The 11604-nt window shown below is 46.7% G+C and carries 9 protein-coding genes; 4 read left to right on the forward strand and 5 right to left on the reverse strand.

Going from position 1 to position 11604, the window contains the following annotated elements:
• The first annotated feature begins 28 nt into the window (after positions 1-28).
• The 3 genes from CAN90_RS13130 (at position 29) to CAN90_RS13140 (ending at position 3475) form a co-directional block, all read left to right on the forward strand.
• Entirely contained in the window at positions 29-490 is a 462-nt protein-coding gene (locus CAN90_RS13130; protein WP_085834244.1) for a YwiB family protein, read from the forward strand.
• Positions 459-2150 carry an arginine--tRNA ligase gene (gene argS, locus CAN90_RS13135; protein ID WP_085834245.1) on the forward strand — a complete coding sequence of 564 codons (1692 nt, stop codon included), beginning with the start codon at positions 459-461 and terminating at the stop codon, positions 2148-2150. Before CAN90_RS13130 ends, argS begins: the two co-directional genes overlap by 32 nt.
• Before the next feature lie 122 nt (positions 2151-2272).
• Positions 2273-3475: a homocysteine S-methyltransferase family protein gene (locus tag CAN90_RS13140; protein WP_085834246.1), complete on the forward strand. Its 1203-nt coding sequence runs from the start codon at positions 2273-2275 to the stop codon at positions 3473-3475.
• Positions 3476-3739: 264 nt separating this feature from the next.
• On the opposite strand, the gene CAN90_RS13905 is transcribed toward CAN90_RS13140, so the two are convergent.
• The gene (locus tag CAN90_RS13905) at positions 3740-4897 is read right to left on the reverse strand and encodes a CAP domain-containing protein (RefSeq protein WP_085834247.1); all 1158 of its coding nucleotides are present in this window, start codon (positions 4895-4897) and stop codon (positions 3740-3742) included.
• 309 nt (positions 4898-5206) lie between these two features.
• On the opposite strand from CAN90_RS13905, the gene CAN90_RS13150 reads away from it, so the two are divergent.
• Positions 5207-5857 (forward strand): HAD family hydrolase, encoded by a 651-nt coding sequence (locus CAN90_RS13150; RefSeq protein ID WP_085834248.1) that lies wholly within the window; start codon positions 5207-5209, stop codon positions 5855-5857.
• A 160-nt stretch (positions 5858-6017) separates the two neighbouring features.
• Here CAN90_RS13150 and CAN90_RS13155 read toward each other — a convergent pair whose 3' ends face one another.
• The 4 genes from CAN90_RS13155 to CAN90_RS13170 all read right to left on the reverse strand — a co-directional run bounded on the left by CAN90_RS13155 (position 6018) and on the right by CAN90_RS13170 (position 11407).
• Positions 6018-6470 carry a GNAT family N-acetyltransferase gene (locus tag CAN90_RS13155; protein WP_085834249.1) on the reverse strand — a complete coding sequence of 151 codons (453 nt, stop codon included), beginning with the start codon at positions 6468-6470 and terminating at the stop codon, positions 6018-6020.
• A gap of 23 nt (positions 6471-6493) precedes the next feature.
• A complete protein-coding gene (locus tag CAN90_RS13160; RefSeq protein WP_085834250.1) occupies positions 6494-6931 on the reverse strand; it encodes a DUF3783 domain-containing protein in 438 nt (145 codons plus the stop codon).
• Between the two features lie 34 nt (positions 6932-6965).
• Entirely contained in the window at positions 6966-7733 is a 768-nt protein-coding gene (locus CAN90_RS13165; RefSeq protein WP_085834251.1) for an SDR family NAD(P)-dependent oxidoreductase, read from the reverse strand.
• A gap of 986 nt (positions 7734-8719) precedes the next feature.
• On the reverse strand, positions 8720-11407 hold the full coding sequence (locus CAN90_RS13170) for a calcium-translocating P-type ATPase, PMCA-type (RefSeq protein ID WP_085834252.1): 2688 nt from the start codon (positions 11405-11407) through the stop codon (positions 8720-8722).
• Positions 11408-11604 lie beyond the last annotated feature (197 nt).

An 11604-nucleotide genomic window follows, 5' to 3' on the forward strand; every position in this document is an offset into this window, starting at 1 on the left:
AAGATACCGCAAGGAGAGGATGTTCCCCATGCAAGAGAACTATTGGATTGATATCATCGGCCGCCAAAAAATTGACGACGATGTGGGAGAAATAAAGCTTACTACGCTCGGCTCTTATGTAACAAAGGGCGATACACGTTTTATTGTATATAAAGAATACGACGCTGACCGCAACAACGAGTCTACCACCTCTGTATTAAAGGTTGATGGCAACAATACCGTTACCTTAATGCGCGGCAGTGGCAACACCCGTTTAATTCTCGAAAAAGGGAAGCGCCACCAGTGCCAATATGACACCGGCTTTGGCGCACTGCTCGTAGGCGTATTCACCAGTGAAGTAGACTCGCGCCTGCATGATAAAGGCGGTGAGCTAGCCGTAGATTATACGCTGGATATTAATGCGGATTTGTCCAGCATCAATGAAATTCGGATAACCATCAAGGAGGCAGAACACAAAGATGTCAAAAATAGTACAGCAAGCAACGGATGAGCTAAGAGAAGCTATATTAAACGCCGTAGGGCGTGCAGTCGCAGCAAACGAGCTGCCGGGTGAGCCGATGCCCGCCTTTACCCTTGAAATTCCAGCTGACCGTACCCACGGAGATTGGTCCGCCAACGCGGCGTTGGTTTCTGCTCGTGCATTCCGTTTGCCCCCACGCAAAATTGCGGAGCTCATCACAAAACACTTGGTTTTAGATGGGACTTATTTTGACCGTATTGAAATCGCAGGACCGGGCTTTCTCAACTTTTTCTTTTCCTCCCGCTTTTATGTGGACGTATTAAAGGATATTTCTGCATTGGGCAGCGATTATGGCCGCAGTGACTACGGCAAGAAGAAAAAAGTGATGGTCGAATTTGTTTCTGCCAATCCCACCGGTCCCATGCACATGGGCAACGCCCGTGGCGGTGCGTTGGGAGACTGCCTTGCCGCTGTATTGGATATGGCAGGCTACGAGGTTTGGCGTGAGTTCTATGTTAACGACGCCGGTAACCAAATTGAAAAGTTTGGCTCTTCCCTCTCTGCCCGTTACCAACAGCTATTTTTGGGCGAAGATGCCATAGAGTTCCCAGAAGACGGCTACCAGGGCGAAGATATTAAGGACAATGCAAAGGCATATGCCGAGGTATTCGGTGAAAAGCTAATGCAGTGTGACGAAGAAACCCGCCGCCGTGAGCTGGTAGAATACGTGTTGCCTCGCAACATTCAGAAAATGAAGGATGACCTTAAAAAATACCGCATTGAATACGACCAGTGGTTTTTGGAAAGTACACTGCACAATAACGGCGAGCTGAAAGAAGCACTGGATATTCTATCGCAGTGCGGCGCTACCTATGAAAAGGACGGTGCTTTGTGGTACCGTGCTACCGACTTTGGCGCCGAAAAGGATGAGGTTCTCGTTCGCCAGAACGGCAACCCCACCTATTTTGCGGCAGATATTGCATACCATCGCAACAAAATTATGCGTGGCTACGAGCTGTGCATTGACGTATGGGGCGCCGACCACCATGGTCACGTTGCCCGTATCAAGGGAGCTCTAGATGCTGTCGGTCTCTCCGGCAAGCAGCTCGATGTTATCCTCATGCAGCTTGTTAAGCTTACCAGGGATGGTCAGGTGGTTCGCATGAGTAAGCGTACCGGCAAAGCCATTCAGTTGGCCGACCTGCTTGATGAAGTTCCTGTGGATGCGGCACGCTTCCTGTTTAACATGCGTGAGCCAAATTCGCAGATGGAATTTGACCTTGATTTAGCCGTACAGCAGGATTCGCAGAATCCTGTATATTATGTTCAGTATGCAAACGCCAGAATTTGCAGCATTTTACGTAACATTGAGAGCGATGGCTTTACGCCGCGTGCTTGCACCGAAAGTGAGCTTGCGCTTCTTACTGCACCGGAAGAGCTGGAGCTGATTCGCCACCTCTCTTCCTTTACCGATGAAATTGTGCAGGCTGCTAAGGATTACGACCCCGCTCGCATCAACCGTTACGTAATTACTGTGGCAACCCTGTTCCACAAATTCTACAATGCTTGCCGCGTGCGCGGCGAGGAAGAAAGCCTGATGGCAGCAAGACTCGCTCTTTGCACCTCGGTTTCTACCGTAATTCGAAACGTGCTGAGCATGTTTAAAATTTCCGCACCGGACAGCATGTAAGCACATCTTTAATTGCGCATGCATTTATATTTTATACTCCCTTTTTAATGATCAAATATCACTAGCATTATTTAGAGCGTCTTATCGTATTTATAAGGGATCAATTTCAGGAGGATGTCATCATGAACGTTCCTTGGAGGCTGCCTTTTCTTTTGGGCGGCCCTGCCGCAGAAGATTTTCACATTTCTTCTGCCGGCGACGATCTGAGTGCAGAGCAATGGCTGCTTCAGAACGGTGAACTGCTGCGACAAAAACAGGAGGAGTGGCTCAGTGCCGGTATTGGCGGGCTATGTGCTCCCACTGCTTTTTCTCATGTTTTTTTACCGGACCACCGCGAAGCCTCACAGGAGCAGGTGCGCCTGCTTAACACCGGACTTTTAGAGATTTCGAAAGCAGCGGCACAGCGCTTTGGGGTACCGGTAGGTGCGCGAATCGGCAGCAGTGAGCTATTTGTTCCGCCATACGGTCAAGCAGATTTCGATGACATTTTCAACGGCTACCGTGACCAAGTTCGTGTATTAGAGCAAAGCGGAGCAGACTTTGTTCTAATTGAGAATCAAACTTCCATGGCAGATATGAGAGCAGCGGTGCTCGCATCGCGCACCTCAGACTTCCCGGTATTTGTCACCTTAACGGTAGACGAAAGCGGCAAAACACTTACCGGTGGTTCTTTACTTCCCGCTGTTATTACCTTGCAGGCGATGGGAGTTGAGGCCATTGGACTCGGCGGTTCTATGACTCCGCTCGAAATGCTGCCTCTTTTAAAAGAGGTTATGCCGCATGCTTCGGTTCCATTGTGTGCAATTCCCTCGGCAAACGACCTCACTCCGGATGCGTTTGCATTGCAGGCAATGGCATTATTGCATGCGGGAGTGCCGTTCTTGGGCATTGGGGGCGACCAAACAGCAGAACATTGGCGTAAGCTAAACCAATGCGCGCAGAAGCCCTTTACGTTTGAATCGGATTACGAGGACGCCGACAATTATGCCGCCGCAACAGAAAATGAGGCTTTTTTCTTGGGAAGCGACATCACACTGAGCGAACCAATTGAATGCTCCATTGCACTGGAAGAGGATTTAATCGACTTGGACGATGAGCAGGTAAGCGCCGCTCTCATTGAGCTCAACACGTTGGATGACGTAATGTTGCTCTCTCAGTTTGCTTCGTTTAGCCGTTTACCACTTGCCGTGCATACAGACAACCGTAACATTCTAGAAGCCGCACTGCGCTACGTGCAGGGGCGATTGATTGTAGACTCCAACTGCCAAATTGAGCTAGAGCTCATAGAACGTACCGCAAGCAAATACGGCGCTATCGTTTATTAGTAATTTATTTTGGGTATTTCTAAGATAAAACTCGCTTTTATTCTGAGAATGAATTAAGCGGACAGCAAAAATGCTGTCCGCTTAATTTCTAAGTATAAATCTCCTGTTTTTTGTGCAGTGGATTTGCTTATGTGAGATACAGAATGAAATGTTATATTAGCAGAAAAGGCATGGGTCAAACGACCCATGCCTTTTTCATTTATCCATTCAAAAGAATGTTTTAATAAGGATGAACTAATCTTTCGAAGTTCCAGCCTGGCGAAATTAGCCGATGAACTCCTGTGTCCAATAGTTGCCGGATGCTACATAGCCTACACCAATTTCAGTATAAGAGCTATTCAGAATGTTTGCCTTATGTCCGGGAGAATTCATCCAGCCTTCCATAACGGCTTCGGGAGTACGGTAGCCCATAGCAATATTCTCGCCAGCGGTGCGGTACGTAATTCCAAACTGCTTCATCATGTCAAAGGGAGAGCCGTAGGTGGGGCTGGTGTGAGAGAAGTAGTTTTTATCGTGCATGTCCTGCGATTTTACGCGGGCCACATCAGAAAGCTTCAGGTTCATTTTCAGTGCCTTCAAACCAACCTTTGCGCGCTCCTGGTTTACCAACTCAACAACACGCTCTTCAAAAGTAAGGGAATCGGACGGTTTTGTGGAAGAAACCGTGCTTGAGTTTCCATTGCTGGAAGAAGGTACGCTAGAAGAACTGGAAGCGGGGGTGCTAGAGGAAGGTGCGCTAGAAGACGGTGCGCTAGAAGAAGAGCTAGAGGAAGGTGTGCTGGAGTTGGACTGGCTGCTGGAAGACTCGGAAGGCTTGCTGGGGGTCTGGCTGCTGGTAGAACCGCAGGAAGAGCCAGAGCAATTGTTCCCTGTTTGTGTGCAGTCTGAACCACTGCAATTATTTTTACTTGGCACCGAGTAGCCGCAACGCTCTAAAAGATCTTGGAAGCAATTCGGTATAGCCACTGCACAGCCGTTTGAGGCTTTGTTGGCGCACGCAGCCTGCTTGCACGACACCTGATTTAATACAGCAGACAAATCAGGGATAGAAGTTGCCTTGGGGCAATTACTTGTTGTTTGGGCTTTTACCGCAGTGTTATTGCAGTTGGAACCCGTAGCCGCCTTTACGGCAGTGTTATTGCAGTTGGAGCCCGTAGCGGCCTTTACTGTGGTATTGTTGCAGTTGGAACCTGTAGCTCCCTTTACAGCGGTATTCGCTTTACCAGCATTGGCCAGTGCCTGATTTACCGCTTTTTCAACGTTACTAGAGCAAGCACTCGTATTTTTCACAGTGCTTGTGGGGCAGGAAGTTGCCTTCCCTGCGGTTGGAACAGCCTTTTGCTGGAATGCAACCGCTGAAGCAGTTACGCTGGAACCCACGGCTACCGCAATCACTGCGGCATATAACCTATGTAATTTCATTCTTTCGTACCTCCTTGGTGTTTAGCTTGTAATAACTTGTCATAATTGTAACATTTTTGTAACACATTGCAAGCTGTAAATAATGGCAAGTAGTCCTCCTAAATTGTTCCGCTCCTTAAATTAGCCTATTTTCAAGTGAGAAAAGGAAGTCTTTCATAGCAAAATAGAATGGGAAACACCGTAGAAAAATTCTAGGCGGCACCCCGTTTTGTAAATAATGTTAAAAGCAGTATCTTCTGGCATTTTGCTTTTCTCGGCTCCTTCTTTCCGCTATAATAATAGAATCAACTCTAGGAGGGACTTTCGTTCATGCTGGAACCTTATTTCATATTTGATTTAGACTCAACCATTACCCAAGAAGAAATTCTGCCTCTTTTGGCCCGACAGATTGGGCTGGAAGAAAAGTCGAGTGAGATTACAGAGCAGGCCAGACGCGGCCTTCTCCCCTTTAAAGAAAGCTATCAGCTTCAAATGGAGTTGCTGCGGCAAATATCCATTGAAGAAGCGCAAAATATAACGCGCGACATACCACTAAATGACCACCTGTCATGTTGGATACGCAGCCACCGAGACCGCTGTTTTATTGCAACGGAGCACCCCGATGTTTGGATGCTGCCTTTGCTCAAACGCCTAAACATGGAGGAACGCTGCTTTTCCTCTAAAACGGTTACAAGAAATGGGTACATAGACCGTATTTCTTTTTATCTGGATAAAAAAGAAATCATCGGGCATTTCCCTACACCGGTTGTAGCAGTGGGTGATGGTGCCAGCGATGCAGAAATGCTGCGCCTCGCCACTACCGGTATTGGGTTTGGTGGGTCTCGTGCCATTGCACCCGCAGCTCGAGACAATGCCGACTATTGTGTATTCGACGAACAACAGCTTTGCGTTTTATTAGACCACCTTTCCTGCCCACAGCCGGTTGCCGCAACGGCGGTCGCCTCTTTTCTTCGCCCATAATACAGGTAGGCGATCGATTACCTTTTCTCGTTTTTTCTTAATATATTTTCTATTTTTTTATTTTAATTCTTTTCTTCGCAACCGTACATTGCTTAAAGCAAAGCTAAAAACATAAAACAGGAGCTGCTTGAAGATTTTCAAGCAGCTCCTGTTTTTGATTTCATAAGTGACACTCGTAGATTCTGGAGCTTTCGCCCCACGGGTGATACCCCTGTGCTATGTACTCAAATCCATAATGCTCATAATACCCCACATGGTCGGTACATAAGTAAAGATTCTGGTAACCTGCCTGGCTTGCATCCGCCTTTACTCTCTCTATGAGCAAAGAGCCGTAAGAGTTACCTCTGTGCTCTTCCTCAATATAAAGCGCACATAGCCACGGGTACAAATCCATTCGGCTAATAAAATCATTTGTAACCATCCCTGCACAGCCAATTATCTTATTCTCTTTGTAAAGCAAATACCATTGTGGTATGGGCGATTTGGAGTTCAGGCATTGTAAGATGCAATCTTCATATACCATTTTGCTCTCTTCGCTTGCCCATTGCTTCTGAAAATAATCTATAGCTGTGCGAGCGTATTCCTGCTCTTTTCGCACAGAAACAATTGTCATATTGGTTCTCCTAACTTCTGCTTTTATTGAGCCGGCTGTTCCTGTTCTGCTTTCGCTTTTTCCTGTTGTTCTTGCAGCTGTTGGCGAATCGCTTCTCTTTCACGAGAAAGCTCGCTCAAAAGCTCCCCAAATGCCCAAGTACGGTTTGTTTCGGTAACAACTGCCTTCATAGCTTGGTTGCGCGGGTCAACGGAATGGAGGCGATTGAGCACTTGGTCAAGCCGATTTGAGGTAAAGCCCGCAAACACCATTGCACCACGCTCAGGAATATTTCCCTCATAGCGTTTTCCTTCCAAAGAGGCAGTTACAAGTGCCCCTACACTTTCCCCCAATTGCTCCTGTGTTACATGGCGGTAAGGGATACCAGCTCTACGAAACGCTTCTACCGCATTTTTTCCTATTTCTGTTTCTTCCGGCAGGTGGTATAGCAAAACCACCTCTTGTGCTACTCTTGCTTTCATATGTTTTTTCGGCGCGTATGTGCGCCACTCCTTTCTATTGGTCCCTCTCTGGGCCTTGCTTTCTTTTTTGCATATGGTAAGAAATGCGAACAAGTAGAGAATCTGGTATTGCCCGCATAAAGAATTTGGAAAGCTTCATTGTGCTCCCGGGTATAATAACTGGCTGGCGTGAGAACATCTGCTGTATCGCAATCATCGCCACACGTTGGCTAGACATGCTCTTTACGCTGAAGTGCACATCTGCCACTTGGTCGAACTCTGTTTTAACGGGTCCCGGGCAAAGAGCGCCAATATAAACGTGGCTTCCCTTGCGGCGCAGCTCTTCCCCCACTGCCTGCGTTAAGCGCAACACATACGCTTTTGACGCATAATAGGATGACAATAACGGGCCAGGCAAAAACGCAGCACTTGACGAAACATTTAGAATATAACCAGAATCTCGCTTGACAAAATCGCGCAAGAAAAGTTTGGTGAGGATATGCACAGCCCGAACATTTACATCCAACAGCTCGAGTTCTCGATGCAAATCTGTCTCTAAAAAAGAGCCAAATAAGCCGAATCCGGCATTGTTAATGAGAATGTCAATGTTTTCCCCTTTGGCTTGTTCGTAAAGGGCAAAACAGGCCTTTTCGTCTCTTAAATCACAGCAAATAATCTTTACATTTGAGGGAAGGTGATGCTGTAGCTCCTCTAGGCGGTCCCTTCGGCGAGCAACTAAAATCAGGTCGTATCCACGGCGGCTTAAAATTCGTGCCATATCGCGGCCAATTCCCGAGCTGGCGCCAGTAATCAACGCTTTCATCTTCTTGCCACTCCTTCCAGCTATTCAGACTTTAACATGGATTAGTATACCATAAAAATGGGCTCAACCATAAGCCCATTGCTTCTTGTGATTCAATTATTCGCCTATCAGTTAAGAAAGCAACTTCATACTTTTAGAATCCAAAGCAGTGAAGTCCGGCCACACCGTAAGGCTATATCGTGAAAGCTTTACTTTCGGTCACGCCGTGAGGTTATTCAATCATCAAATCCTGAACAATCCTTAATCAAGCCATACGCTTTAATAACAAGCTCAACTGGATGATTCAATGCTCTCTCAGGCGTCAAAAGCTTTGCTTTCGGTCACGCTGTGAGGTTATTCAATCATCAAATCCTGAACAATCCTTAATCAAGCCATACGCTTTAAATACAAGCTTAACTGGATGATTCAATGCTCTCTCAGGCGTCGAAAGCTTTGCTTTCGGTCACGCCGTGAGGTTATTCAATCATCAAATCCTAAACAACCCTTAATCAAGCCACGCGCTTTAAAAACAAGCTCAACTGGATGATTCAATGCTCTCTCAGGCGTCGAAAGCTTTGCTTTCAGTCACGCCGTGAGGTTATTCAATCATCAAATCCTGAACAATCCTTAATCAAGCCATACGCTTTAATAACAAGCTCAACTGGATGATTCAATGCTCTCTCAGGCGTCAAAAGCTTTGCTCTCGGTCACGCCGTGAGGTTATTCAATCATCAAATCCTAAACAACCCTTAATCAAGCCACGCGCTTTAAAAACAAGCTCAACTGGATGATTCAATGCTCTCTCAGGCGTCGAAAGCTTTGCTTTCGGTCACGCCGTGAGGTTATTATAACACAACCAATACAAACCGCAAGGCACGATATAGGCCAAATCACCAAAAAATGGTTGCTTTTTAACACTTTTTATTTTAGCAACAATTTAATAACATAAGGAAAAAGAAAAAAAGCCGGATTCCAAAAGGAATCCGGCTCATTGTTCTTAATAAAGATTAGTCTTTTTTCGCCATCGAATGCTGAATTGCCTTGATGATTTCGACTACTATCAACGGTACAACGGCCAAACCAATTACGATTGACCACGCCTGCATATGCATAAAGTCCACATTGAAGACGTCGTTGAGAGACGGAACCAGAAGAACGATTAACATCAAAGCCAAGGAAGCTAAGAAGGCACCATTCATGTATTTGTTGGAAAGGAAGCCAACCTTGAACAGAGAATGGCTGGAACGAATGTTAAATGCGTGAATCAGCTGTGAGATTGCAAGTACGGCAAACGCCATACTCTCACCCAGTACTACATCAACTCCCATTGCATTCGGGGAAATGGGAGTAATCACGCGGCTGCCAAGGTAGTAGGCAATCAACGTAATTGTTCCAATAATCAAACCCTGAACAATTGCCATCGCACCAACACCGTGAGCAAAAATACTCTCCGATTTGGAACGGGGCTTGCGACTCATAACATCAAATTCAACAGGCTCCATACCCAGAGCAAGTGCCGGCAAGCTATCTGTTACAAGATTAATCCAGAGAAGCTGTACGGGCATAAGCGGAGATTCTTTCCACAGCAGCATTGCAACGAACACGGTGACAACCTCACCAAGGTTACAAGACAGCAAGAAGTGAACCGCTTTACGAATGTTATCGTAAATACCACGGCCTTCTTTTACAGCAGTAACAATCGTAGAGAAGTTATCGTCAGTCAATGTCATAGCAGCAGCGCCCTTTGCAACGTCGGTACCGGTAATACCCATCGCGCAGCCAATATCCGCTGCTTTTAGAGCAGGGGCATCGTTAACGCCGTCGCCAGTCATCGCAACAACCTGGTCTTCATTCTGCCATGCCTTAACAATGCGGATTTTATCTGAGGGTGTAACACGAGCATACACCTTGTAGTGCTTAATGTTCTGCGACAATTCTTCGTCGCTCATCGCTTGAAGCTGAGCACCGGTAATTGCCTGATCACCTTCACGAAGAATACCCAAATCCTTTGCAATTGCAGAGGCGGTTGCAACGTGGTCACCGGTAATCATAATGGTTTGAATACCAGCCTTGTAGCATTCGGCAATCGAACCCTTTACTTCCTGTCTCGGCGGGTCAATCATACCCACCAAGCCAACTAAGGTAAGATCTTTTTCCAAATCTTCCGCAGAGTAAGCTGCTGGCTCTTTCTCCAAAACCTTGCTGGCGATTGCCAACACACGCAATGCTTCACTCGCCATCTGCTCATTAGCCAGGGTAGCTGCTTCAATGTTGCCGGTGGTGCAACGACCAAAAAGAATATCTGGTGCACCCTTTACAACTACAACAATCTTACCGTCGGTTCTTACAACGGTAGACATAAGCTTACGGTCGGAATCAAAGGGAACCTCACCGATTCTAGGAGCAGAATGCTCTAACTCTTCGCGAAGTATGCCATTGCGCATTGCGCAGGCAACAATTGCGGTTTCAGTCGGGTCTCCCATGTGCTTCTCGGTGCCATCTTCTTCAATGCGCACAATGCCGTCCGTACACAAGGTGCCCAAACGCAGCAGGGAAAGAGTTTGTTCTGAAAGGTCACCCTCAAGATTTACTACACCCTTTTCTTCGGTGTATGCTTTAACCAGAGTCATGCGATTCTGGGTAAGAGTACCGGTTTTATCGGAGCAAATAACAGAGGTGCAACCCAGAGTTTCAACTGCGGGCAGTTGGCGAATAATCGCGTTTTTATCAACCATGCGCTGCACACCAATTGCAAGCACAATGGTAACGATTGCTGGCAAGCCCTCAGGAATTGCAGCAACAGCAAGAGAAACAGCGGTCATAAACATTTCTAGAATACCGTTGATTCTCGCTTCACCTTCCAGCGGACCAACAACATCTATTAAACCAACCACAAATACAATTGCACAAATAAGCAGAGTAAGAATTCCAAGGTATTTACCAAGCTGAGCAAGCTTTTGCTGCAGCGGGGTTAGGCCCTTCTCTTCCTCCTCCAACAAGGCGGCAATCTTACCCATTTCAGTTTCCATGCCGGTACTGATTACCAATGCTTTTGCTGTACCATAAGAAACCGCACAGCCAGAATGTACCATGTTAAAACGATCGCCCAGAGGCGCATCTACTTTTATGTCGTCTGTTGCCAATTTATCAGCGGGAACGGATTCACCGGTTAGCGCCGCCTCGTCACATTTGAGGCTAGAGCTACGAATCAAACGGCAGTCTGCGGGTACATAATCTCCTGCTTCTAGTTCAATGACATCGCCGGGAACAAGGTCAGCAGAAGGAACGGACTGCATCTTACCATCGCGCAATGCTTTTGCATTGGGTGCCGTCATATTTTTGAGTGCTTCCATCGCTGCTTCAGCGCGGCTCTCTTGGATGACGCCCATAATGCCATTGAGCACAACGATCAGAACAATAACGATAGGCTCAATCCATTCCGCTTCATGGCCATTCATCGTGTTGTAAATACTTAGTACAACCGAGATGAGTGCCGCAACCATCAGGATGAGTATCATAACATCCTTCATCTGGTCCATAAAACGCTGGAAGAAGGTACGGGGTGGCTTTTCGTTCAGCTTATTTTGACCATATTTCTGCAGGCGAGCTTTTGCTTCTGCAGAGGTCAGACCAAGCTTGAAGTCCGTTTTCAGGTTTTCCTGAACTTTTTCTAGAGCTTCAGCGTGCCAATTCATTCCTAGATGTCAACCTCCAATAATTTGATTTAACCGTAGCCAATTTGGTACAGCCGGTTATTTCCCCTCAGTTATTGCAAGACGGTATTCGTCTTCCGTCAAAAAAAGCGGTCGTCTTTGTCTGAGAAATAACAACATTCTTCCCCCCGAAAGATATGCAAAATCAAAGAAAAAGACGGGAGCGCCGAGCAGCAATC

Source organism: Clostridium merdae (assembly GCF_900176635.1).
In the GTDB taxonomy this organism is placed as follows: Bacteria; Bacillota; Clostridia; order Oscillospirales; family Acutalibacteraceae; genus Faecalispora; species Faecalispora merdae.